The organism is Amycolatopsis sp. NPDC049688, from assembly GCF_040674975.1.
In the GTDB taxonomy this organism is placed as follows: Bacteria; Actinomycetota; Actinomycetes; order Mycobacteriales; family Pseudonocardiaceae; genus Amycolatopsis.
This window is the reverse complement of the sequence record NZ_JBFANY010000019.1, coordinates 85,736-110,062: the sequence shown is the minus strand read 5'-3', so window position 1 is coordinate 110,062 and position 24,327 is coordinate 85,736. Positions and strand designations below refer to the sequence as shown.

General features: G+C 70.9%; 22 protein-coding genes. 14 read left to right on the top strand and 8 right to left on the bottom strand.

Features of this window, described 5'->3' with window-relative positions:
• The first annotated feature begins 1 nt into the window (after position 1).
• From boxB to AB0J55_RS39385, 3 genes are read left to right on the top strand one after another with little or no spacing between them, the layout of a single operon-like run.
• Complete coding sequence (gene boxB, locus AB0J55_RS39395) at positions 2–1,423, top strand: benzoyl-CoA 2,3-epoxidase subunit BoxB (RefSeq protein ID WP_364260964.1); 1,422 nt, start codon at positions 2–4, stop codon at positions 1,421–1,423.
• Positions 1,424–1,431: 8 nt separating this feature from the next.
• Complete coding sequence (locus tag AB0J55_RS39390; RefSeq protein ID WP_364260961.1) at positions 1,432–2,985, top strand: benzoate-CoA ligase family protein; 1,554 nt, start codon at positions 1,432–1,434, stop codon at positions 2,983–2,985.
• Positions 2,982–3,836: an amidohydrolase family protein gene (locus tag AB0J55_RS39385; RefSeq protein WP_364260958.1), complete on the top strand. Its 855-nt coding sequence runs from the start codon at positions 2,982–2,984 to the stop codon at positions 3,834–3,836. The genes AB0J55_RS39390 and AB0J55_RS39385 overlap by 4 nt, the downstream gene beginning before the upstream one ends.
• Positions 3,837–3,890: 54 nt before the next feature.
• Here the strand turns inward: AB0J55_RS39385 and AB0J55_RS39380 are convergent, their stop codons facing one another.
• Complete coding sequence (locus tag AB0J55_RS39380; RefSeq protein WP_364260955.1) at positions 3,891–4,271, bottom strand: VOC family protein; 381 nt, start codon at positions 4,269–4,271, stop codon at positions 3,891–3,893.
• 47 nt (positions 4,272–4,318) lie between these two features.
• Positions 4,319–4,765, bottom strand: coding sequence for a MarR family transcriptional regulator (locus tag AB0J55_RS39375; RefSeq protein WP_364260952.1), 447 nt, complete (start codon positions 4,763–4,765; stop codon positions 4,319–4,321).
• A 100-nt stretch (positions 4,766–4,865) separates the two neighbouring features.
• Between AB0J55_RS39375 and AB0J55_RS39370 the strand changes: the two genes are divergently transcribed.
• Positions 4,866–6,005 carry a dipeptidase gene (locus tag AB0J55_RS39370; protein WP_364260949.1) on the top strand — a complete coding sequence of 380 codons (1,140 nt, stop codon included), beginning with the start codon at positions 4,866–4,868 and terminating at the stop codon, positions 6,003–6,005.
• Between the two features lie 46 nt (positions 6,006–6,051).
• The gene (locus AB0J55_RS39365) at positions 6,052–6,459 is read left to right on the top strand and encodes a lipopolysaccharide assembly protein LapA domain-containing protein (protein WP_364260946.1); all 408 of its coding nucleotides are present in this window, start codon (positions 6,052–6,054) and stop codon (positions 6,457–6,459) included.
• Between the two features lie 3 nt (positions 6,460–6,462).
• Here the strand turns inward: AB0J55_RS39365 and AB0J55_RS39360 are convergent, their stop codons facing one another.
• Complete coding sequence (locus tag AB0J55_RS39360) at positions 6,463–7,284, bottom strand: maleylpyruvate isomerase family mycothiol-dependent enzyme (protein WP_364260943.1); 822 nt, start codon at positions 7,282–7,284, stop codon at positions 6,463–6,465.
• A gap of 82 nt (positions 7,285–7,366) precedes the next feature.
• On the opposite strand from AB0J55_RS39360, the gene AB0J55_RS39355 reads away from it, so the two are divergent.
• The 9 genes from AB0J55_RS39355 to AB0J55_RS39315 all read left to right on the top strand — a co-directional run bounded on the left by AB0J55_RS39355 (position 7,367) and on the right by AB0J55_RS39315 (position 20,429).
• Complete coding sequence (locus tag AB0J55_RS39355; protein ID WP_364260940.1) at positions 7,367–8,149, top strand: Abi-alpha family protein; 783 nt, start codon at positions 7,367–7,369, stop codon at positions 8,147–8,149.
• Between the two features lie 4 nt (positions 8,150–8,153).
• A complete protein-coding gene (locus AB0J55_RS39350) occupies positions 8,154–9,389 on the top strand; it encodes a DUF445 domain-containing protein (protein ID WP_364260937.1) in 1,236 nt (411 codons plus the stop codon).
• A gap of 457 nt (positions 9,390–9,846) precedes the next feature.
• On the top strand, positions 9,847–10,770 hold the full coding sequence (locus AB0J55_RS39345; RefSeq protein WP_364260934.1) for a zinc-dependent alcohol dehydrogenase family protein: 924 nt from the start codon (positions 9,847–9,849) through the stop codon (positions 10,768–10,770).
• A gap of 96 nt (positions 10,771–10,866) precedes the next feature.
• Positions 10,867–13,845: a patatin-like protein gene (locus tag AB0J55_RS39340; RefSeq protein ID WP_364260931.1), complete on the top strand. Its 2,979-nt coding sequence runs from the start codon at positions 10,867–10,869 to the stop codon at positions 13,843–13,845.
• A gap of 152 nt (positions 13,846–13,997) precedes the next feature.
• Positions 13,998–14,507 (top strand): diaminobutyrate acetyltransferase, encoded by a 510-nt coding sequence (gene ectA, locus AB0J55_RS39335; RefSeq protein WP_364260928.1) that lies wholly within the window; start codon positions 13,998–14,000, stop codon positions 14,505–14,507.
• 15 nt (positions 14,508–14,522) lie between these two features.
• Positions 14,523–15,776, top strand: a complete 1,254-nt coding sequence (gene ectB, locus AB0J55_RS39330; RefSeq protein ID WP_364260925.1) for a diaminobutyrate--2-oxoglutarate transaminase — start codon at positions 14,523–14,525, stop codon at positions 15,774–15,776.
• Positions 15,777–15,786: 10 nt separating this feature from the next.
• Entirely contained in the window at positions 15,787–16,173 is a 387-nt protein-coding gene (locus tag AB0J55_RS39325; protein ID WP_310968817.1) for an ectoine synthase, read from the top strand.
• A 29-nt stretch (positions 16,174–16,202) separates the two neighbouring features.
• On the top strand, positions 16,203–17,105 hold the full coding sequence (gene thpD, locus AB0J55_RS39320) for an ectoine hydroxylase (RefSeq protein ID WP_364260922.1): 903 nt from the start codon (positions 16,203–16,205) through the stop codon (positions 17,103–17,105).
• A gap of 576 nt (positions 17,106–17,681) precedes the next feature.
• Positions 17,682–20,429 (top strand): BTAD domain-containing putative transcriptional regulator, encoded by a 2,748-nt coding sequence (locus tag AB0J55_RS39315; RefSeq protein WP_364260919.1) that lies wholly within the window; start codon positions 17,682–17,684, stop codon positions 20,427–20,429.
• 261 nt (positions 20,430–20,690) lie between these two features.
• Here AB0J55_RS39315 and AB0J55_RS39310 read toward each other — a convergent pair whose 3' ends face one another.
• From AB0J55_RS39310 to AB0J55_RS39290, 5 genes are all read right to left on the bottom strand, one after another.
• Positions 20,691–21,356: a DUF4190 domain-containing protein gene (locus tag AB0J55_RS39310; protein ID WP_364260916.1), complete on the bottom strand. Its 666-nt coding sequence runs from the start codon at positions 21,354–21,356 to the stop codon at positions 20,691–20,693.
• Between the two features lie 306 nt (positions 21,357–21,662).
• A complete protein-coding gene (locus AB0J55_RS39305) occupies positions 21,663–22,544 on the bottom strand; it encodes a hypothetical protein (protein WP_003071616.1) in 882 nt (293 codons plus the stop codon).
• Positions 22,541–23,017 (bottom strand): hypothetical protein, encoded by a 477-nt coding sequence (locus AB0J55_RS39300; RefSeq protein WP_364260912.1) that lies wholly within the window; start codon positions 23,015–23,017, stop codon positions 22,541–22,543. Before AB0J55_RS39300 ends, AB0J55_RS39305 begins: the two co-directional genes overlap by 4 nt.
• A gap of 67 nt (positions 23,018–23,084) precedes the next feature.
• Positions 23,085–23,483, bottom strand: a complete 399-nt coding sequence (locus AB0J55_RS39295; protein WP_364260909.1) for a hypothetical protein — start codon at positions 23,481–23,483, stop codon at positions 23,085–23,087.
• Positions 23,484–23,496: 13 nt separating this feature from the next.
• The gene (locus tag AB0J55_RS39290; protein ID WP_364260906.1) at positions 23,497–24,237 is read right to left on the bottom strand and encodes an OmpA family protein; all 741 of its coding nucleotides are present in this window, start codon (positions 24,235–24,237) and stop codon (positions 23,497–23,499) included.
• Positions 24,238–24,327 lie beyond the last annotated feature (90 nt).

Sequence of the window (24,327 nt, the reverse complement as noted above, 5' to 3'; positions counted from 1 at the left end):
GATGCCCGAGAAAATCGACTACGACGCCAAGATCCCCAACAACGTCAACCTCTCCGAAGACCGCAGGCTGCAGCGGGCTCTGGAAGGCTGGCAGCCGAAGTTCCTGCACTGGTGGGGCGAAATGGGCCCGACGCTGGAAACCCACGGCGTCTACCTGCGCACCGCCGTCAGCGTGGGCCGCGAAGGCTGGGCGCACTTCGACCACGTCAACGTCCCCGACTACCGCTGGGGCATCTTCCTCGCCGAGCGCGACCCCGACCGCCGGATCGCCTTCGGCGAGCACAAGGGCGAGCCGGTCTGGCAGCAGGTCCCCGGCGAATACCGCGCCGACCTGCAGCGGCTGATCGTCATCCAGGGCGACACCGAACCGGCGTCGGTCGAGCAGCAGAAACTCCTCGGTCTCACCGCGCCGAGCCTGTACGACCTGCGGAACCTGTTCCAGGTCAACGTCGAAGAAGGCCGTCACCTGTGGGCGATGGTGTACCTGCTGCACGCCTACTTCGGCCGCGAAGGCCGTGACGAGGCCGAAGGACTGCTGCTGCGCAACTCGGGTAGCCCCGACGCGCCGCGGATCCTCGGCGCGTTCAACGAGGAAACCGCCGACTGGCTGGCCTTCTACATGTTCACCTACTTCACCGACCGCGACGGGAAGTACCAGCTCGGCACGCTCAAGGAAAGCTCCTTCGACCCGCTCTCGCGCACCTGCGAGTTCATGCTCAAGGAGGAAGCGCACCACATGATGGTCGGCACCACCGGCGTCGACCGCGTGGTGACCCGCAGCGCGGAGCTGATCCGCGAGCACGACACGCTCGACATCGGCCCGCACGGCGGCATCCCGCTGGACGTCATCCAGCGGTACATCAACTTCCACTACACCGTTTCGCTCGACCTGTTCGGCAGCGAGACGTCGACGAACGCGGCGAACTACTACACCGCCGGGCTCAAGGGCCGCTGGCAGGAAACCCGCCGCAAGGACGACCACAAGCTCACCGACGACGCCCGCACGCTGGAGCGGCCGAACGGCGACGGCACCTGGACGACCGAAGAGCAGCAGGCGATCCTGCTGCTCAACCTCGACCTGCGCAGCGAGTACGTGGCGGACTGCCAGACCGGCGTGAAGCGCTGGAACCGGATCCTCGCCGACGCCGGCATCGACTTCGCGTTCCGCCTGCCGCACCCTGGCTTCAACCGCGAAGTGGGCATAAACTCCGGCCACCACGTCACTCCCGACGGGACCATCGTCGACGAGGCGACCTGGGAGGCAGGCAAACGCAAGTGGCTGCCCACGACCGAAGACCTCACGTTCGTCCGCTCGCTGATGCGCCCGGTGTACGAGCGGGGGAAGATCGCGAGCTGGGTGGCGCCGCCGCGGCAGGGCATCAACGGCAAGCCCATCGACTACGAGTACGTGTACCTCACGTAGGAGGCCTGGTGGCGACAGGGTTCAATGCCGCGGAGTACCTGCTGCGGGCCGGGCACCCGGACGCGACCGCGGTCGTGTCGCCCCGCCGCACCCTCACCTACGCCGAGCTCGCCGCCGAGTCCCGGCGCGTCGCCGGCGGGCTCACCGAGCTCGGCGTGCGGCCCGAGGAACGGGTCATGTTCTGCATGGTCGACGACGTCGAGCTGCTCACCGGCATCCTCGGCGCGATGCTGGCCGGCGCGGTCGCCGTCCCGGTGTCGACCATGGTCACCGGGCTGGAGCTGGGCAAGATGCTGGCCGACTCGCGGGCGCGCGTGCTGTGCGTGTCCGGGGAGTTCGCCGAACAGGCGGTGACCGCGCTCGGCCTCGCCCCCGAGGTCACCGACGTGCTGCTCGACCGGTCCGACGCGGCGGGGGTCCCGGACGGCGTCCGCACCCACCGGTGGTCCGAACTGGACGGCGAGTTCCGCGACGGCCGGACGTGGGAGGACTCGCCCGCGTTGTGGCTGTACACCTCCGGCACGACCGGGCAGCCGAAGGGCGCGATGCACCGGCACGCGAGCATCCGCGCGGTCTGCGAGACCTACGCCCGCGGCGTGCTGGCGACGTCGGCGGCGGACCGGTTCCTGTCGGTGCCCAAGCTGTTCTTCGCCTACGGGCTGGGGAACTCGTGCTTCTTCCCGCTCGGCGCGGGCGGCACGACACTGCTCGAGCCTTCGCGTCCGACGCCCGCGTTGTTCGCGAGACGCGCTCGCGAAGAGCAGCCGTCGCTGTTCTTCGCGGTTCCGACGTTCTACGCGGCGCTGCTCGCCAGCGACGTCCCGGACGACTCGTTCGCTTCGGTGCGGTACGCGGTTTCGGCCGGCGAGCCGCTGCCGGCGTCGCTGTTCGAACGGTTCCGCGCCCGCTTCGGGCTGGAAATCCTCGACGGCATCGGGTCGACCGAGGCCCTGCACATCTTCCTGTCCAACCAGCCCGGCACCGTGCGGCCGGGCACCACCGGCGTCGCCGTGCCGGGGTACTCCCTGCAGATCCGCGACGAAGCGGGCGCGGTGATCGACACGCCCGGGCAGCCGGGCGAGCTGTTCGTGTCCGGGCCGTCGACGGCGACCGGGTACTGGGCCCGCTACGACGCGACGAAGCTCGTGTTCCAGGGCGAATGGCTGCGGACCGGTGACAGTTACGTGCGCAACGAGGACGGGACGTACAGCTGTCTCGGCCGGTTCGGGGACATGCTGAAAGCGGGCGGCATCTGGGTGTCACCGTCCGAAGTGGAGGAACGGCTGCGGCAGCACCCGGCGGTGGCGGAGGTCGCGGTCGTCGCCGCACCGGACGCCGACGGGCTCGACAAGCCGGTGGCGTGCGTGGTGCCCGCCCCCGGGTTCGCCGTCGACCCGGACGAGCTGATCGAGTTCTGCCGCGAGGGCCTGGCGGCGTTCAAGCGCCCGCGCGGGGTGGTCGAGCTGGCCGAGCTGCCGAAGACGGCGACCGGCAAGATCCGCCGCAACGTCATCCGCGAACAGGTCCGTGACGTGCTGCGGGCGGTGGCGCCGCACCCATGATCGACGGGCACTTCGTGGTCGACGCGCACGTCCACGCGCCGCGGCTGCCGACGCTCAAACCCGCGTGGCTGCAGTGGGCGCACGACTTCGCGGGCTCGTACCCGTGGCGCTCGGTGTATTCCCCTTCGGGGGAGGTCGTCCCCGCGGCGATGGACGAGCTGATGGAGGCCGAAGGCGTCGACCGGGTCCTGTTGTTCTGCGAGTACAGCCCGCGGGCGACCGGGATCCAGCCGATCGAGGACAACCTGCCGCTGGTGGCGCACAACCCGGAGCGGTTCCGGCTGGTCGCGAACGTCAACCCGTACCTGCACCACCCGGCGGCGGCGGAGGTTTCGCGCCAGCTGGACCTGGGCGCGGTGGCGCTGAAGATCCACCCGGTGCACGGCGCGTTTTCGCCGGCGGACAAGGAGCTGTACCCGGTCTACCAGCTGTGCCTCGACCGCGGGGTGCCGGTGATCCTCCACTCGGGAACGTCGAGCTTTCCCGGCTCCCGCACCAGTTTCGGCAACCCCGAGCTGCTGTCCGACGTGGTCGAGGACTTCCCGGCCCTGCAGTTCGTCTTCGCCCACGGCGGCCGCGGCTGGTGGTACGACGTGGCGGCGTTCCTCGCGCTGGCCAGGGACAACGTCTGGCTCGACCTCGCCGGGCTGCCGCCGAAGAAGCTGCCGGAGTACTACCGGCGGTTCGACCTGACCCGGCTGGCCGGGAAGTTCGTGTTCGGCACGGACTGGCCTGGCGTGCCTTCGGTGGCCGGGAACGTCCGGGCGCTGTCGGGGCTGGGGTGGCCGGAGGACGTGCTGAGCGGGGTGCTGTCGGGGAACGCGGTCAAGCTGATGCCGTCGCTGGCGTAGCGGTTCGCACGCGGGGGTGCCGGTGAGACGACGGCACCCCCGCGCCCCCAGAGGTCAGGTCAGCACCTGGTGCAGGCACAGGACGTTGCCCTCGGAGTCGTTGAACCACGCTGCTCGTTCCTGGCCCATCTCGGCGATGTGGGCGACCGTCTTCAGGCCCTCCATCTCGAAGTCCTGGAACCGCACGCCGCGGTTCTCCAGCGTCGTGACCTCGGTTTCGAGGTCGCTGACTTCGAAACTCAGTGCCGTGTTTTCGCTCTGCGCGCCGGCCGGCATCGGGCGGAGGCCGATCGCGCCCGCGCCCGCCGCGAAGTAGAGCGTCCCGTCTTCGCCCTTCCCCACCTGCTTCAGGCCGAGAGAGTCCGTGTAGAAGCGGCCGGCACGTTCACTGTCGGTCACCGGAAGCATCGTCGTGATGGTCGATTCGGTCAGCATGGTTCTCATGGTGCGCCCCCGCGGGCACCGCCGTGACCTCGACTTTTTCAACGCCGTTCGTTGAACGCCCGGAGTGTCCGCATGGCTTCGGCGAGTGCGGGTGCGTCGTCACCCAGCGGGGTCAGCACGATGCGCCGCAGGATGTCCGCGGCGGCCGCGCGGGCCTGGTTCGCCACCTCGAGGCCGTGCTCGGTCAGGGACGCGAACGTGACGCGGCGGTCGTCGGGGCTCGGGATGCGGCAGATCAGGTCGGCGGCCACCAGGCGGTCCGCCACCTTCGTGAAGCCGCCGCTGGACAGCGCGGCCTCCGTGGCCAGGCGGGTCATCGGCATCCGGTGCTCGGGCGAGCGGACCAGCCGCAGCAGGATGTCGAACGACGCCGGCGCGAGCCCGAAGCGGTCGGCGATCTCGCCCATCAGCCTGTCCTGGGTGGCCAGGTAACCCTCGATGACCAGGCCCCACCAGGTGACGATCTCGTCGTCGTCGGTGTCCACGGACCGCACTTTACCGCAACACCTCGCCGGATTACTTCTTCCGGAGAAGATGTCAGGGCGTTTGTACGAACCATATACCGGGCGTCCCTACGATCGGGCGATGACTAACGAGGCACTACAGCGTGCTACCAAACTGCTGGACGCGGTCATCCTCGCCGACGGGCACAACGACCTGCCGTGGGAGCTGCGGCAGCACGGTGGCCCGAACCCGGTCGAGGCGGCCGCGTCGCTGGACCTGACGGTCCGGCAGCCCGCCCTGCACACCGACTTCCCGAAGCTCGCCGACGGGAAGCTCGGCATGCAGTTCTGGTCCGTGTACGTGCCCTGCGAGTTCGAGGGCCACAGCGCCGTGACCGCCGTCCTGGAGCAGATCGAAGTCGTCCACCAGCTGGCCGAGCGCTACCCCGACCGGCTGCGCCTGGTCACCACCGCCGACGAGGCCGAGGCCGCCTTCGCCGACGGCCGGATCGCGTCGCTGCTCGGGGCCGAGGGCGGCCACAGCATCGCCGAGTCCCTCGGGGTGCTGCGGATCCTGCGCCGGCTCGGCGTCCGCTACATGACGCTGACGCACAACTTCAACACCACCTGGGCCGACTCCGGCACCGACGAACCCGCCCACGGCGGGCTCACCGAGTTCGGCCGCGAGGTCGTCCGCGAGATGAACAAGATCGGCATGATGGTCGACCTGTCGCACGTCGCGCCGTCGACCATGCGGGCGGCCATCGAGATCAGCTCGGTGCCGGTGATCTTCAGCCACTCGTCCTGCATCGCCGTGAACGACCACCCCCGCAACGTCCCCGACGACGTCCTCGCCCAGCTGCCGGGCAACGGCGGGGTCGCGATGATCACCTTCGTGCCCGCGTTCGTCTCGCCGAAGGTCGCCGCCTGGAACGAACGCCTCGAGGCCGCGATGACCGAGGCCGGGCAGGAGTACCGGAACCTCGCCCAGCGCGGGGCGTTCGTGAAGGAATGGGACGGCCCGCCCAAGCCGCTGGCCACCGTCGAAGACGTCGTCGCGCACGTGGAACACGCCCGCGAGGTCGCCGGCATCGACCACATCGGCCTCGGCGGCGACTACGACGGGGTCGCCTCGCTGCCGGAGGGGCTGGAGGACACGTCCAAGTACCCGGTGTTGTTCGCCGCGCTGCTCGAGCGCGGGTGGAGTGAGGACGACTGCGCGAAGCTGGCCGGCAAGAACACGCTGCGCGTCCTGCGGGAGGTCGACGGCTTCGCCCGTTAGGGGGTTTGAGGCGGCGCTCCCCGCGCGCCGGACGGACACTGGGTAGATGACGCACGCGCGCGGGGGCGCGGCCGACCGCCCCACCGGTCCCACCCGTCCCGACCTGCCCGAAGGCGCCCTGGAACCAGCCGAGCTGCGGGCCGGCGACGTCCGGCCGGGCGCGGAGGAGGTGACGCCGGTGCGGCCGGCACCGGCCAGGTCCACGGGCAAGACCCGGCCGACGCGGATCAGCGGCACCTGGGTCGCGGTCATCGCCGGCCTGCTGGTCCTGGCCGTCCTGCTGGTCTTCATCCTGCAGAACCTCGACCCGGCGACGGTGCATTTCTTCGGCGCCGAAGGCAGCCTGCCGCTGGCCATCGCCATGCTGTTCTCGGCGATCGGCGGGGCGGCGCTGGTCGCCCTGATCGGCGGGGCGCGGATCCTGCAGCTGCGGAAGCAGGCGCGCCGCCGCTGAGCCTCAGACGATGATCGACGTCATCGTCAGGACCTGCGCGCAAACGCTTTCGTCCCCGGTCGTCCGGACGCCGTCGAGGTTCGCGGCGTTGCGGGTGCAGAGCCGCCAGAACGTGTCGAGGTCCGTCGTCACCGTCGCCAGCGGGGTGCGGGACGGCGGGGCGCCGCGGTCCAGCACCCAGCCGTCGCGCTCGCGGCGGGCGTACCACCGGCCGTGGCCGGTGACGGTGTAGCCGACCTGCTTGCCGACGCGCGCGTCGACGTCACGCAGGGTGTGCGGCAGCGCCCGGATGAACGTGTCCGCGATCGGCTCGGCGTACTCCGCCTCCAGCGGCGTGTGCTCGAGGGCCTCGCGGATCTGCACGTGGTGGACCCAGAACTCGGAGTAGTCGCGGGCCGCGTCCAGCCAGCGCGGCGCCGGCTCGTCGCCGGCCCAGCTCACCGGCATGCCGGGCGTGTCGAGGTCCAGCTGCGCCCAGTACTCCGTCGTCTGGCCCATGAACTCGTACAGCATGGTGAGCAGGACGTCGGTCGAGAGCCGGCGGCAGGCGACGACCCACTCCTCGTTGATCCGGTCGATGAACCGGGGGAACGCCTCACCCGGACGGGGGGAATCCGCCGCGTGCCCGTCGCGGCCACGGGACAGCCGGCCGACCTTGTCGCCCAGCAGGTGGGCGGCGATGTCCTTGACCGTCCAGCCGGTGCACATGGTCGGCCGCGTCCAGTCCTCCTCGGTCAGCGCACCGAGCAGCGTCATCAGCGCTTGTTCTTCCTTCGAGAAGTACGGGAGGACGTCGATCGGCGGGCCCCAGCGCGTCGGACTCATGACCACATGATGCCGGTCATCACACCTCCGTTCGGCCTACCCGCAGGTAGCATCAGCCGCGTAAGCAGAGGGGAGTCCACCGGTGAACGCAGAGCGACCGAACGGCCGGGGCACCGCGGACGAGGTGGCCGACTTGGCCCGCCGCGCCGGCCAGCTCGCCGGCTGGGCCGCGCGAACCGGCTTCGCGCTCGGCCGCAAGCTCCCCGGCGTCGAGACCGCCGAACGCAGCGTGCGGCAGGTCGAGCGGCAGCTGCTGACCGAGCTGCGCCGCCGGCTCGACGAGGTCGACGACCCGTACCACGCGGCACTGACCGCGGCGTCGGCGATGAACCGGCCTGCCGCCGTCGAAGCCACCGTGACGCTCGTGCCGGCCCGCGACAACCACGCCGAGCCGCTGCGGGCGGCGATGGCCGAACTGCTCAACCACTCCATCGGCTTCGGCCGCGAGCGTGCCCGCGAGTACTTCTACGCGATCATCCTGCGCCAGCTGACCCCGGACGAAGCCCGCATCCTGTCCGCGCTGTCCGACGGCTCGCCGTTCCCCGCCGTCGACGTCGTCGAGCGGACCGGCCTCGGCGGCAACGGCCGGGTCGTGCTGCGCAACGCCTCGACGGTCGGCAAGGCGGCCGGGGTGTCGCTGCCGGACCAGGTGCCCGGCTACGTCACCCGGCTGATCGGTCTCGGCCTCGTCGACCTCGACGAGGAGGTGCCGTCCCTGGAGACGCAGTACGAGATCCTGCTGACCGACGAGACCGTGCGCGACGCGGAGAAGCACGTCCGGCGCGCGAAGTTCGTCCGGCGGACGATCCACGTCTCGCGCCTCGGCGCGCAGTTCTGGCAGGCCTGCGACCCGAGCCTCGGTTAGCGGGATGGGGGCCTTCTTCGGCGGCATCCTCGCCGACTTCGCGCAGCACTGGCCCCTCTACGTGTCGATCCCGGTCGTCGCGGCGCTGATCGGCTACGGCACCAAGCTGGTCGCGATCCGGATGATGTTCCAGCCGGTGGAGTTCATCGGCGTCCGGCCGTTTTTGGGCTGGCAGGGCATCGTGCCGAAGCGCGCGGCCCGGATGGCGAGCATCGCCTGCGACACCATGACCGAGCAGCTGATCGAGCCGGCCGAGGTGGTCGAGCGGCTCGACGCGTCCCGGATCGCCAAGGAGATCGAAATACCGCTGCTGGCCGGAGTCGAGGACATCGTCCGCGAGGTGGCGGCGGCCTATCGGCCGGGGCTGTGGGAGTCGTTGCCGGAGCGGGTGCGGCGGCTGGTGATCCAGCGCGTCCAGCACGAGTCGCCCCGGATGGTCGCCGCCGTGCTCGATCTGATCAAGTCCGATGTGGACAGTGTGTTCGACCTCAAGGGCATGGTGGTCACCAGCCTGGTCAAGGACAAACGGCTGCTGAACCGGATCTTCCAGGAGGCGGGTGACCGCGAGTTCAGGTTCATCGCGCGCTCCGGCCTGGTGTTCGGCGGCGCGATCGGCGTGGTCCAGATGGTGGCGTGGGTGCTGTTCAAGTTCCCGCCGATCATGCCGGTCTTCGGCCTGTTCACCGGCTGGTTCACGGACTGGCTGGCGCTGCGGATGATCTTCTACCCGATCGAGCCGCGCAGGTACTTCGGCGTGCAGTGGCAGGGGTTGTTCCTGAAGCGGCGCGCGGAGGTCGCGGAGGCGTACGGGTCGTTGATCGCGAAGGAGATCATCACCCCGCACAACGTCATCGAGGCGATCCTGCACGGGCCCCTGTCGGACCGGGTGCTGGCGCTGATCCAGCGCCAGCTCGACCGCGAGCTGGGGAGCGTGGCGAAGCCGCTGCTGGTGTTCGCGGTGGGCAGCCGGAAGTACCAGGACATGAAACTGGCGATCGCGTCCCGGATCATGTCCCGGTTGCCGGAGACGATGCGGTACATCGAGGACTACGCGGCGGACGCGATGGACATCCGGAACGTGCTGGTGTCGAAGATGAAGGAGCTGTCACCGCGGGAGTTCGAAAGGCTGCTGCGACCGGCGTTCGAGCAGGACGAGTGGATTCTGATCGCGACGGGCGCGGTGCTGGGCTTCGCGGTCGGTGAGGCGCAGGTGCTGGTTTTGGAGCACCTGGCGGCTTAGGCGAAGTCGAAGGCTTGCCGCGCCTCGGCGACCTTCGACCGGTGTTTCGCCGCCCACGCCGACAACGCGTGCAGGGGCTCGTCCAGCTCCGCCGCGTGCGCCGTCATCGTGTACTCCACCCGCGGCGGAACCCTCCGGTCACCAAGCCGTTGCGCTCCAGGCCGCGCAAAGCCAGCGACAGCATCTGCCACGCTGCCTGGTGCCTTCTTCAGTTCGCGGGACCGGCGGGTCCCGAACCGAGCTGGACCAGGACGCGGATCGCCCACTTGCCGCCCACCAGGTCCGTGCCCCCGGGGAGGGGCACACCTCGGCCGGAGGGACGCTCCGCGGGATCGGCGGCTTCGAGCGTTCGTGCTCGCCGCGAACGCGATTGTCCACAGCAGGTCGCCGATGTGGACAAGTAATGGCCTGACCGAACATTAAAGCTGTTTCGTCGGTCAGCGGCGGTAAACTGGACTTGGGACGTCCCCCTGGGAGCGGTGGGGCCCGCCTGCGGGCCGATGCCGCTGCGCGCAACCGGGCCGAGGCGATGTTCCGCTCCGGCACCTACTTCGAACGCCCCGGCACGTTCCCCGCCAAGCTCGGCTACTCCGCCTCCGGGATCGTCGAAGCCCTCGGCGACGGTGTCTCCGGCTTCGCGGTCGGCGACGCCGTCAGCACCGTGGCCGGCTTCTCGATGCGCGACTACGGCGTCTACGGCGAAGCGGCGATCGTCCCGGCGTCCGCCGTCCTCCGGCGTCCGGAAGGGCTCGACGCCGCCGAAACCGTCGCGCTGTGGGGGCCGTTCCTCACCGCGTACGGCGCGCTCGTCGACGAAGGGCACGTGCGGCCCGGTGACTTCGTGCTGATCACCGCCGCTTCGAGCAGCGTCGGGCTGGTGGCCATCGACGTCGCCAACCACATCGGTGCCGTCCCCGTCGCCGTCACGCGCACCGCCGCCAAAAAGGCACGTCTCGAGGACGCCGGTGCCGCGCACGTCATCGTCACCGACGACGAGGACGTCACCGCACGCACGCTCGAAATCACCGGCGGCCGGGGCGCGGAGTTCGTCTTCGACGCTGTTGCCGGCGAAGGCGTCCGCAAGCTCGCCGCGGCCACCGCCAAGGGCGGGACGCTCGTCGTCTACGGCGCCCTCGACACGAAGGAAACGCCGTTCCCGCTGTGGTTCGTGCCGACCATGCGGCTGTTCAACGCCTTCGACCTCACGCTGGACCCGGCCCGCCTGGCCCGCGCCGGGCACTTCGTGCGGGCCGGGGTCCGGGCGGGGACGTTCCGGCCGCGCGTGGACCGGACGTTCGACCTCGACGGCATCGCCGCGGCGCACCGCTACCTCGAGGCGAACGGCCAGTTCGGCAAGGTGGTCGTCACCGCAGGCGGCTGAGCGGATGAACAACCCCACCCGAACGGCCGCCCGTCCGCATGTATCCCCGCGCTCACCTGTCGCCTCTACTCTGCGTCAGGAAGACGGGAGACTCCCATGCCCGAGGCCGCGGAACCGTGGCAGCAGGAAATCCGCCTCGCGATGACCATGGTGGGCGGGGCCAGCCTGGCCATCTGGATGGGCGGGGTCGCCACCGAGACGTCGCAGCTGCTCCGCGAGTCGCGGCGCGACCCCGGGACCGAACCCGGTCTCTACCGCGGCCTGCTCGACGTGCTGCGGGCGAGCGTCTCCATCGACGTCCTCACCGGCACCAGCGCCGGCGGGATCAACGCCGCCTGCCTGGGCCTCGCCGAAGCCTTCGGCTCCACGCCGCAGGTGCTGCGGGACACCTGGATCAGCACCGGCTCGCTGGAGAACCTGGTCCGGGACGCGCGGGAGCCGCAGCCGCGGTCGGTGCTCGACGGCGACCGCGTGCTGCTCGGTGACGTCGAACGGGCGCTGCGGCAGATCACCGCCCAGGGCTCGCCGCCGCCCGAAGAGCCCGACATCACCGTGCTGCTCACCGGCACCATGATCGACGGCGAGACCACCCGGTTCGACGACGCGCTGGGGAACCTGGTGCGGGACACCGAACACCGGATGCTCTTCCGGTTCTGTGGTCCACTGTGGACGTCCGGGGTGGAGGGGCCGCTCGCGCTGGCGGCCCGCTCCACCGCGTCCTTCCCCGGCGCGTTCGAGCTGTCCCGGATGCCGATCGGCACCGGGGGTGCCGACCGCCTGCACCCCGACATGACGCCGTACACGGAGCTGACCCGGTCGCACTGGCTGACCGACGGCGGGGTGCTGCTCAACAAGCCGCTGCGCCCGGCGCTGCGCGAGATCTTCGAACGCACGTCGAGCGTGGACGTCCGCCGCCTGCTGCTCTACGTGGTGCCGACCGGCGAAGGCGAAACCGACGCCGTCGAGTGCGATCCGGCGGCCCCGCCGCTGCTGTCGGGGGCGATGGCCAAGGTCGTCAACACCGTGATGAGCCAGTCGATCAGCGCCGAGCTCGACGACCTGACCCGGCACAACGACGCCGTGCTCCGCGCGCGTGACACCCGGGTGTCGCTGGCCGCGCTGGGCCTGCGCGGCGGTCCGGAGTGCCTCGTCGACGCGCGGATCGCCGCCGCCTACCTCGAGCGCCGGACCGCGGAGGACGCCGCCGAGCTGGTGCGGGCCGCCGCCCGGCGGTACGCGATGTCCGATGCGGACACCCCGGACCGCGAGTGGGCGTCCGGGATGTCGCAGCAGCTGCGCGCGATCGCGGTGGGCGGGCTGAGCACCGGCGTCCCGGCCACGCCGCCCGCCGCCAGCCTCTCGGTGGCCGACCTCGTCGGCTACCGGACGACCGCGCTCGACGACGCCGTCGCGACCGGCCTGCAGCTGGTCAACGCCGGCTTCCGGCTCCGGCCGGACGGCACCCAGGCGCAGGCGCTCAACGACGCGCGCGCCGAGCTGCACGAAGCGCGCCGGACGTCCGGCCGCGGGGTGCGGCTCGCACAGTGGGTCGCCGCGCACCCCGCGCCCGGGGCGAGCAGCACCCTGGAGGGGTGGATCGGCGAGCTCGCCGCGGAGTGGGCCGGGCTCGGCCGCTCGGCCGCCGTCGCCGAGGCGTGGCCGAAGGTGGTCGCGGGCCTGCGTGCCGCGGCGCCGACGTTGCGCGCGCTGGCTGCCGGGGACGACGCCGGGACGGTCACCACCCTGCTGGACTGGCTCGCGCTCACCCCCGACGTGCCGGACGACGTCGTCCAGTCCCGGCTGCTCACCCTGCACGTGGCGACGCGCGGGCTGCTCGCGCAGGCGCCGTCGGTCGACCAGCGGGTCGACCTCGTGCAGGTCAGCGCCGATTCACGGACGTTGCTGGACATGACGCGGCGCCGGTCGTGGGACAAGCTGACCGGCATGCAGGCGAGCTACTTCGGCGCCTTCTACAAAGCGTCGTGGCGGGCCAGCGACTGGATGTGGGGCCGCATCGACGGCGCGGGCTGGCTGGTCCAGTGCCTGCTCGACCCGGTCCGCCTCGAAACGCTGCGAGACGTCGTGGGCCGGGACCGGTTCCGCGACGAGCTTCTCAACGTGCTGAAGCCGGGCTGGCGCAAACCGGACGAGCGCGACCGCTGCACGCCGGCCGAGGCGGGGCAGCTGCGCGACCAGCTCACGGCCGAACTCGCCTTCCTCGGCCTCGACGCCGACCTCGATCCGGTGGACGAGCCGGACGCCGAACGCCCAATCAGCATGCCGGTGACGGCGATGGTGCTGGCCCGCGGGCGGCAGGAAGCGATCGCCGCGGAGGAACTCCCGGTCGTCACGCTCGCGGCGCGCTTCGACGCCGAAGACCGCCCGGGCATCGAGAAGGCGCTGGCCGAGGAGCAGCCCCGGGTCGACGTGGCCGCCGCTCAGGCCCAGTTCCAGGCCTGCCGCGTCTCGGCCGAGAAGCTCGCCGGCGAGCAGGGCACCGCGCGGCTGACCCGGACCCTGGTCGCGCTCGGCGCCGCCACGGTCAACGCCGGGACGGTCGCGTTCCGGCTGCCCGGTGGCTGGCCGCGGACCGTCGCGGGCATCCTGCGGACGGTCGCCAGGAGCACGGCGCGGGTTTCGCAGGGCGCGTCCCGGCTCGGCACGGCGGGCTCGCTCGTGGCCGGTGCGCTGGCGCTGCTGGCCGGGCTGGTGATCGGCAGCAATGGCGGCGCCGTCCTGCAGTGGATCGGCCTTCCGGTCCTGGCGGGCGCGGTCGTCTACCTGGCGACGGCGCTGCTCACGACCGGCCACAAGGTGCGGTCGGCGTTCGCGGCACTGGGCGCGCTGGTCGTCGCGGCGCTGCTGCTGGCCGCGTTCCTGCCCCCGCTGGCCCGCCCGTTCTTCGGCTGGCTCGGTTCGGTGGTCGAGGGCTGGCGGCGCGGCGAGGGTGCCGTGTGGTGGCTGGTGGTGTCCGGGCTGCTGATCCTGCCCGCGGTCGTGATGCCGCTGAGCGCGATCGTGCGCCGCCTCGGCCACCGCCGCGCGCAGAAGGCCGTCGCCGGACGCTCACGCTGAGCGATCCGCCGCGGGCGTTTTGCCCAGGCACCGTCCACTCCAAACATGTTTGTGTGACTGCTCACCGGGTACTCGGAGTCGTCGCAGGTCATCGCGGGGGTCGTGAGCTGCGTCGCTGGCATGCGGAAAAATCTCTGTTACGTTTCCTGAGTATGTCCGTAACGCACTTGATCGAATCCCCGACCAAGGCGGACGGCGCGGAGCTGTGGCGAATCGCGCGTGATTCCGCCAAGCTCGATCTCAACTCGCCGTACGCATACATGCTGTGGTGCCGCGATTTCGCCGAGTCTTCGGTCGTCGCGCGTGAGGATGGCAGGGCGGTCGGTTTCGTCATCGCCTACCGCAGACCGGACGAGCCCGACGCGGCGCTCGTCTGGCAGGTTGCCGTCGACGCGTCCCAGCGCGGAAAGGGCCTGGCCGGGGCCCTGCTCGACACGCTGTACACGCGCCTGGTCGGCGAGGGCGTGCGTTACCTCGAGACCACCATCACCCCGGACAACGAGGCGTCCATCGGGCTGTTCACGTCGTTCGCGAAGCGGTGGAACGCCGCCGTGGAAACCAGTGTGCTCTTCGACGGGGCGGATTTCCCCGAAGCGGGGCACCTGCCCGAAGAGCTTTACCGCATCGGTCCGCTGACCGCGCCGGCGAATCCGGGCGATTAGGAGAGAAAGAAACACATGAGCATCTTCGAAGAGCTCGAATCCGAAGTACGCAGCTACAGCCGCGGCTGGCCGGTCGTGTTCGACCGGGCGCAGGGCAGCCATCTCTACGACGAAAGCGGGAAGCCCTATCTGGACTTCTTCGCCGGGGCCGGCGCGCTGAACTACGGGCACAACAACCCGCAGCTGAAGCAGGCGCTCATCGACTACATCCAGCGCGACGGCGTCACCCACGCGCTGGACATGTTCACCGTGGCCAAGCGCGACTTCCTGCAGACCTTCCGCGACAAGGTCCTCGACCCCCGCAACCTGAACTACAAGGTCGTGTTCCCGGGCCCGGGTGGCGCGAACGCCGTCGAGGCCGCGCTGAAGCTGGCTCGCAAGGTCACCGGCCGCGAGTCGGTCATCAACTTCACCAACGCCTTCCACGGCATGACGCTGGGCGCGCTGTCGGTCACCGGCAACTCGATGAAGCGCGGCGGTGCCGGCGTTCCGCTGGTGCACGCCACCCCGATGCCGTACGACAAGTACTTCGACGGCGCGATGCCGGACTTCCTGTACTTCGAAAAGCTCCTGGAAGATTCCGGCAGCGGGCTCAACGAGCCGGCCGCGGTGATCGTCGAAGGCGTCCAGGGCGAGGGCGGCATCAACGCGGCGCGCCTGGAGTGGCTGAAGGGGCTCGACGACCTCTGCAAGCGCCACAACATCCTGCTGATCCTCGACGACGTCCAGATGGGCTGCGGCCGCACCGGCCCGTTCTTCTCCTTCGAGGACGCCGGGATCACGCCGGACATCGTCTGCCTGTCGAAGTCCATCAGCGGCTACGGCATCCCGATGGCGCTGACGCTCATCAAGCCGGAACTCGACGTCTGGGAGCCGGGCGAGCACAACGGCACCTTCCGCGGGATCAGCCCGGCGTTCGTCACCGCCAAGGAAGCGATCGACGTCTACTGGAGCGACGACGCGCTCGAGAAGTCGACCAAGGCGAAGGGCGAGCGCATCGCCACCGCGTTCTCCGGCATCGCCGAGGCCTACCCGGAGGCGAACCTGGTCGCCAAGGGCCGCGGCCTGGCGCGCGGGATCGAATTCGCGAACGGCGACCTCGCCGGACGCGTCTGCGCCGAAGCGTTCGCGCGCGGCCTGCTGATGGAAACCTCCGGCCCCGACGGCGAAGTCATGAAGCTGCTGCCGCCGCTCACGCTGACCGACGACGAGCTCACGCAGGGCCTGTCGATCATCGACGAATCCATCAAGGCCGTCCTGACCAAGTAAGGAGTTCACCGTGCTCGTCCGCACGCTCGACGAGATCACCGACACCGACGCCGACATCAAGACCGAGAACTGGCGCAGCAAGCGGATCATCCTCGCCAAGGAGGGCGTCGGCTTCTCGGTGCACGAGACCACGCTCTACGCGGGGACGGTCAACGACTTCTGGTACGCCAACCACATCGAGGCGGTGTTCATCACCTCGGGTGAAGGCGAGATCGAGGACCTGGCCACCGGCAAGGTGTACGAGCTCAAGCCCGGCACGCTCTACCTGCTCAACGACCACGACAAGCACCAGGTCCGCCCGAAGACCGAGATCAAGTGCGTGTGCGTGTTCAACCCCCCGGTGACCGGCCGCGAGGTGCACGACGAAAACGGCGTGTACCCGCTGATCACCGAGTGAGGACCGGAGAGGAACAGGAGGCGAAGCCCGTGACGCTGACGGACACCCGGGTCGACGACCGGTACCCGACCCGGATCACCGGTACGCCGGCGCATCTGCCGCGCGTGCACCCCACCGTGTGGGGTACCGAAGCCGACGGCCCGATCGACGCCGCCACGCTGGCGAACCACGAGACCAAGGGCTACACCGTGGTCGACGGCATGCTGTCGGTCGGCGAGGTGCAGACCTACTGGCAGGAGCTGGTGCGGCTGTCCTCCGACCGGGAGCTCGCCCGGGACGAGCGGGTGATCACCGAGGCGAAGACCGGTGAGGTCCGGTCGATCTTCGACGTCCACGAGATTTCGGACCTGATCGCCGAGCTGGTGCGCGACCCGCGCGTGCTGGACCGAGCGCGGCAGCTGCTCGGCTCCGAGGTGTACATCCACCAGAGCCGCGTCAACTACATGCCCGGCTTCAAGGGCACCGGGTTCTACTGGCACTCGGACTTCGAAACCTGGCACGCGGAGGACGGCATGCCGTCGCCGCGCGCGGTCAGCTGCTCCATCGCGCTGACCGACAACCACCCGTTCAACGGCGGCCTGATGATCATGCCGGGCTCGCACCGGACGTTCGTCCAGTGCGCCGGCGAGACGCCCGACGACAACTACAAGAGCTCGCTCAAGGACCAGCGGGTGGGCGTGCCCAGCGAAGACGACATCACGAAGCTGGCGGCCGAGCACGGCATCGACCAGTTCACCGGCCAGGCGGGCTCGGCCCTGTGGTTCGACTCGAACATCATGCACGGCTCCGGGAACAACATCACCCCGTACCCGCGCTCGAACATCTTCCTGGTGTTCAACAGCGTGGACAACGCCCTGCAGGAGCCGTTCGCGGCGAGCGCGCCGCGGCCCGCGTTCATCGCCGGCCGCGACTCGACGCCCATCAAACGCTGAGCCGTATGGGAGTTTTGCCCGGTTGACTCCGGCGTTGGTGAGACCCGCCCGTGACCGGCCCGGTGCGCTTTGTTACCGTGTCGACCACCGCGCGGGCGTGTGGTCCGCGCAACACGTCTTCGCGGACGACCGGCGGCGGGTGCTTCGCTCGGGGTGAGCACACCCGCCCGGTCGTCCACGGCGACGACGGGCGGACCGGCCCCCTGGCGGCCCGGCCGGAAGTTTCAGCACGACCCCGTACCACCGGATCGGGACCGGTGGTACGGGGTCGTGTCATGTCCGTACCCCGCCGGACGACACGCGTACCCACGTGGCCGACTCGCGTACCCGGATGGACGACACGCACGACCCGGCCGGGTGCGCCGTGTCGTCCGCCGGGGTACGCGTGTCGTCCGGTCGGGTAGGCCGGTGGATGCCGTACGGCCGGGACGCCGGTGCTGCGGATTCCGCAGCGCTACGAAACGTCCTGGTCCCGGCCCGGCCGGGTGGTATTCGCCGTCCGCCGATCACGGTAGGTTGACTTTCCCGGCGGGGGCGACGCCGGCACACCGTGGAACCGGGGAGGTGGGCGCGCGCATGGCCCGGACCCGACTCCAGCTGCTCGGGCCCGTCCAGCTGTTCCACGGCGACGACCCCGTCCCGATCGGCGGGCCCGGCGTCCGCGGACTGCTCGCGCTGCTGGCGCTCAAGCCCGGCAAGGTCGTCGCGCTCGACGAGATCATCGACGCGCTGTGGGGGCACGACCCGCCCGCGACCGCCCGCACCATCGTCCACGGCAACGTCTCGCACCTGCGCCGGATCCTGCGCGGGCTCGACGGCCCGAGCATCCTCACCACCCCGCCGGGCTACCGGCTGGACATCGAGCCCGACCGGATCGACGTCCACCGGGCGCGCACGCTGCTGGACCGCGCGTCGGTGGCCACGCCGGAGGTCGCGGCCGCGCTGCTCGCCGAAGCGCTCGCGCTGTGGCAGGGTCCCGCGCTGGGCGGGGTGCCCGACTCCCTGCAGGCCCCCGAGCTGGAGGACCTCCGCCTCGCCGTGCACGGTGCCCGCGTCGACGCCGACCTCGAACTCGGCCGGCACGCGGAGCTGATCGTCGAGCTCAGCCCGATCGTCCGGGCCGATCCGCTGGCCGAGCGGACCGCCGGGCAGCTGATGCGGGCGCTGTACCACGCCGGCCGCCGCGGGGACGCGCTCGAGCTGTACCGGACCGTCTCCCGCGCGACGCTGGGCACTCTCGGCGTCGAGCCCGGCGCCGAGCTGCGCTGGCTGCACGAACGGGTGCTCAACGACGACCTCCCGGCCCGCAACGTCGTCGCCCCGGCCACCGGCAGCGAGCCGGCGAAAGCGATTTCCCAGCTGCCCGCCGCGGTGCCCAGCCTGGCCGGGCGCGCTGAGGAGCTGGCCTGGCTCGACGGCCTGGTCACCCGGGTCGAAGCCGGGGAGCCGACGATCGCCGTGGTCACCGGAACCGCCGGCGTCGGCAAGAGCACGCTGGTCGTGTGGTGGGCGCACCGGGTCGCCTCCCGGTTCCCGGACGGCGTGCTGTTCGCGTCGCTGCGCGGCTTCGACCCGCACCACCCGCCGCTGGAGCCGGCCGAGCTGCTCACGCAGTTCCTGCTCGGCCTCGGCGTCGACACCGCGAAGATCCCGGAGCTGCTGCACGAACGCGTCGCGCTCTACCGGTCCCTGATCGCCGGGCGGCGGATGCTGGTGCTGCTCGACGACGCCCGCACCGCCGAGCAGGTGCGCCCGCTGCTGCCGCCGAGCGCGCGGACGATGACCGTGGTGACCAGCCGGTCGCGCCTCGACGGGCTCACCGTGTCGAACGCGGCCAAGCAGCGCGTCCTCGGCACCCTCGCCCCCGACGACGCCGTCCAGCTCATCGAGGAGCTCGCCGGCCCGGCAAGCCTGAACCACGCCCTCGCGCGGCTGTGCGGCTACCTCCCGCTCGCACTGCGGATCGCGGGCGCACGGCTCTCGGCGAGCGCGCAGCGGACCGCGGAGGAGCTCGTCGACGAGCTCGGCAACGAACGCACCCGGCTGGCGGGGCTGCAGGTCGACGGCGCCGACGACAGCGTGCGCGCGGCGTTCGACGTCTCCTTCCGCGGCCTGCCCGGCGAGATCGCCGAGACGTTCCTGCAGCTGGGCGCGATCCCCGGGGTGCTGGTCGGGCCGCACCTGATGGCCGCGGTCGCGCAGATCCCGGTGGCCGAGGCCCGGCGGCGGCTGCGCGCGCTGGCCGCGCACAACCTCATCGCCGAAACCGAGCGGGACGTCTTCGTGCCGCACGACCTCGTCTGCCTGTACCTGCGGGAGCTCGTCGAGCAGGAGCTCGGGGAGAAGGACCGCGACGAGGCGCTGGGCTGGACGATCCGCTACTACCAGGCGGTGGCCGACCGGGCGCGGCGCCGGCTGGGCCGGGTCGCCGACCCGCTCGACTTCTCGAACGTGCTCGCCGACGACGCGATGCCCCCGCTGCGCGGCCACGACGAGGCGCACGACTGGTTCGCCGCGGAGTGGCCGAACCTGCTCGCGGTGCTCGACGCCGCGTACGCCGCGGGCCGCTACGACGACGTCTGGCGGCTGGCCCGGCTCGGGCACACCTACCGGGTCGCCTGCCCGTTGCTGGACGAGTGGACGCGCACCGCCGACCTCGGCGTCGCCGCCGCCGAAGCCGCGGGCGACGTCGCGGGGCAGTGCTGGCTGCGGCTCGCGCGGTGCGAGATCGCGCTGACCTTCGAGCTGCCGGGGTTCGGGCTCGCGGACGCCGAACGGGCCGCGGAGCTCGCCGGACCGCTGGCCGACCGGCGGCTGGGCACGTCGGCGGACCTGCACGTCGGACGCGCGCTGAGCCGGCTCGGCGAGCACGAGAAGGCCATCGAGCGGCTCACGAAGGCCGTGGGGGAGGCTCCCGACGTCACCTTGCGGGGGCAGGCGCTCAGCAGCTGCGCGCAGGCGGAGAAGCGGGCGGGCCGGCTCGCCGACGCGATCGCCCACCAGCGCGCCGGCCTGCGGATCGACCGCGAACTCGGCGACGACGACCGGGTCGTCGTCGCGCTGGACCGGCTGGCCGAGCTCAGCCTGCGGGCCGGGGACGCCGAGGCGGCCGAGCGGGACGTCTGGGAGGGAATCGACCTGGCGATCAGCCGCGGGTTCGTCGCGCGCGAGGGCGCGCTGCGGCTGACGCTGGGCCGGGTGCTTCGCGCCCGCGGCGACATCGACGGCGCGCGGGAACAACTGGCGTTGTGCGTGCGCATTTACGAGCGGGTGCACCCGAAGCTCGTCGGTGAAGTCCGTGCCGAACTCGCCGATCTCCAGTAAGACGTTTCCCGGTTTTCCGGCTCGGGTTGCGAATGGGTCACGGCGGGGGCCCGTGCGCTGAATCCTTAGTGGATTCTTAGTGGCCGCGGGCGGTGTCCGCGTAGGTTCGGCGGTGCCGGCTGAGCCCTAGGGGAGGGGCAGGCGGAGACGCCGGTGCCGGGCCCCGCGCGGGAAACCGCGGCGGGGCCGGGAGCCGCCAGGAGCGGCTCGTGGCGGCCCGGCCGGCCGAGATGGGGGTAGGCCGGCCGGTCGCCAGGCGGCTCAGCCCACGTTCGCCGTGCAGAGCGCGATCGTCGTCCCGGTGTTTTCCGCGACCTTCTTGCCGTCGACCAGAATGGCGCACTTGATTTCGTTGGTGACATCCGCATTTCGCGTGTCCGCGGTGAGCGTCAACAGGTACGAGCCATTGTTGTACGAGGCTTTGCCCAGCCAGGCGTCGGTGCTCGCGGGCGCGTTCTCGGTGCGCTGGTCGTTGAGGCTGCCGTAGCGGACCGTAGCGCCCCCGGCCGAGGTGACCTGGAACGTCACGGCGTGCTTGTCGCCGGCCACCGCGGGCAGGTGGAGCCCGGACTCGCCGCCGCTGAAGAAGGTCGAGTACAGCAGCATCCCGGCCGTCGTGAGCAACGCTGCCACCGAGACGCCGGTGGCGGTGAGCGCCAGCCCGTGGTCGCCCGCCGCGCCCTTCTTGGCCTGGACCAGCCCGGCGATCGCCAGGACCAGCCCGAGCCCGCCCAGCGGCCACGCCACGAACTCGACATCCGGGATGAACGTGACGATCAGGGCGGCCACGGCGAGCAGCAGGCCGACGATGGCCAGGATGTTCCGTCCGGACTTCGCGTTGGCTCGACGACGCTCCGTGGCCGTCACCGGCGGCGCGGGTCTTCCGTGGCGCGCGGCGGCCTGCGGGTACTGCGGGTCGGTCATCATGCGGACCCCTTCGGGTGGGAGTGCGACGACGTTAACCCATAAGTGTGGCCCCGAACGAAATTGTTACATTCTGGAAAAAGTCATTGTCCCACCATTTCGGGTCAGGTATCGATATTTCCTGACATCGCGGGCATGGCGTGGCCCGATGATCAATGGGAAGAATGTCGGAGTTCCCACTGTTCGGCGCGGTCTTTGCCGACCTCGCAGCGGGTATCGTAAATACCGTACGGACATCCCGGCACCACTGTGAGGCCTACGACGACCGTAGGTCACAGCGTTCAAGACCAAAGTCGCATACCGGACTTCTCAGTCGAAAAGACTGACTTCCGGGGTGATTTCGAGGAGTTCGAAGACGGGCCGGCCGCGGCGGCCGTCGATCGTCGTCGTGCGCACGACACGCAACCGGGCGGTCACCGGGCGGTCGAGGTTCTCCTTGATCTGGTCGAGCAGGTCCGGCGCCACCGCGCCCTGGATCGTGCCGCCCGACTCGCGGTCGAGGTAGAAGATCCGCCGCCGGGTGCGGACGCCGTCGAGCCGCCCGCGGACCGTCTCGTAGCCGACCTCTTCGCGGGACTCGCGGAGGCTGCCCTGCAGGATCCGGGCCTGCTCGGTGGTCATGCTGCGGGTGACCTGTTCGCCCGCGGTCGGGGTCAGCGCCATCCCGATGCCCGCGTTCTTCGCGACGGCGTTGACGATGTCGCTGACCGCGTTGCGGACGGTGTCGCGCTGCAGCAGCACGGCGTCGAGCGCGCCGTCGTCCGAGCCGTTCGCCGGCAGGAAGTCGCACAGTTCCTTGACCGCGCGCTCGGACAGCGTCTCGATGCCGTCGACGATCAGGGCGTCGTCGGCCACCGGCTCAGGGAAGCCGAAGAAGATGGCGTTGCCCGCCTGGCCGCGCTGGATCAGCGGCGCCTTGTCCCGGTCGGTCTGCTGGACCTGGGTGACCTCGCCGGAGGGGTTCCGGATGATGTGCCCGATCTTCGCCGTCGCGTCCTGCAGGGCGCGGCTGATGTCGGAGAACGTGTAGGCGTCGATGGTCTGCTCGCCGATCACCGAGACGTGCAGCAGCGGCGAGCGGGACGTCCGCTCGAACTTCGCGTTGGCCGCCATCGCCGAGGCGCGGGCCAGGTCGTCCAGCCACGTGCCGCCGGGGATTTCGTCGGCGATGCGCCGGAACTCGTTCCTCACCAGATCATCTCCGGGTAGCCCCTGCCGCCTTCGGCCCAGACCTCGGCCCACACGTCCTCGTCGCCGGGGCGGCACAGGAAGCCGTCCAGCATGCCCCCGACCGGCTGCACCTGATCGAGGTACATCGCCGGCTGCCCGACGATCACGCCGCGCAGCGTGAGCAGGCCGTAGAGCGCGGACCGGCCGGCGCCGTCGAGCCGCTTGAGGGCGCCCCATTCGTCCGGGATGAGGACGACGTCGAGGCTCTGCGGCGGGTGGGCCGTCCGGGTGATGAGCTCGCCGCCGATCCAGGCGCGGCCGGACGGGATGATCCGCCGGGCGACGCCGAGGTAGCTGTTGAGCGCGCTGAACAGGATCTCGCGCTCGTTCTGGTGCGGGGCGTCGAAGACCAGGCGTTCGTAGACGTCGGCGAGGTCGCCCGCGTGCCGGCCCGGTGGCAGGACCTGCTGCGACGTCCAATGGGGGAGCGCCACGCCACCCCCTTCTCAGCCCTTTTCCTTGCGCGCTCACAGTGCGTAGCCGAACTTACCAGGATGGGTGTCAGGCACCGCGCCCAGGCTGGTGCGGCCACTGCGGGGTGGCCTCTTCGGACTCGGGCCAGGCGGGTTCGTCTTCGGCGGGCCAGTCTTCGGCGTCCGCGCCGCGTTGCGGCGGCAGCGGCAGGTGCCCTTCGCGGTGACCCACGGGCTCGGGTTCGTCGGCGGCGGGTGGCCGCGGCTCCGGCGGGTGCTGCGCCCAGGCGGCGGGGATGAACTGCGTCTGCTCGGCCGACAGCGGCGGTGGCGGCGGCTCCGGTTCGTACTGCGGTTCGTACTGTGGTTCGGGCTCGGGTTCCGGCCGCGGTCTCCGCGTGGCCCGCTGGAGCAGCCACGAGGTGAGCGCACCGAGGGCGAAGGCGACGATCAGCCACAGCCAGATCTGCCCGAACAGCCACACCATCTGCCATCACCCCTTAGACGACTGTGATTTCGACGCGCCGGTCTTCTTCGCCACCGGTGGCCGGCCGGGTGTCGCCCAGCCCCCGGTAGGTCACGCGGCTGACGGCCAGCCCGTTGCCGGTGAGGATCCGCGCGACGGCCCGGGCGCGGTCCCGGGAGAGCTTCAGGGCGGAGCTTTCCCCGCCGGGCCCCGGTGCGGCGTGCCCGGTGACGCGGTACCGGAAACCGGCGGGCGCCTTGGCCAGGGCGATCGCGATGCTGCGGGCGGCCTGGGTCCCGTCGGCGGTGAGCCGCGCGGAGTCCGGTTCGAAGCTGATGGGAGCTTCGGTGAGCATCCGGTCGATCTCGGCCTGAACCCCGGCCTTGTCGGTCGGCGGCGGCGCGGTGGTGCTGGTGGTCGGCGGCGGGCTGCTGCTGGTGGTGGGGGTGCTCGTCGTCGGGCTCGCGCTGGTGCTCGCCGGCGCAACGGGGGTCACATCACCGTTGACCTTGGCGGCCCGCACACCATCGACGCCCTGGACGACTTCGAGGGCTCGCAGGGCTTGCTCGGGTGGGAAGCCGCTGAGGGTGGCATCCCGCCCGTCGAACCGGACATCCCCGGTGGGCAACCCGGCTTCGAAGAGCGCGGTCTGCGCCCGCGCGGTGAGGTCGCGTTCCATGCTCCCGGACTGAGCCCAGGTGGCGACCCCCGCCAGCAGTGCTGTGACCAGCACCGCGATCGGGACCCCGAGGATCCACCGCTGACCACCGGACATAAGGGGACTGTAAGCCGGGTGCAGCGGGTTGGCGACCTGAATCCGGGTGGCGATCCACAAGTTGTCCCCAGGTAAGTCGACATGTGGACA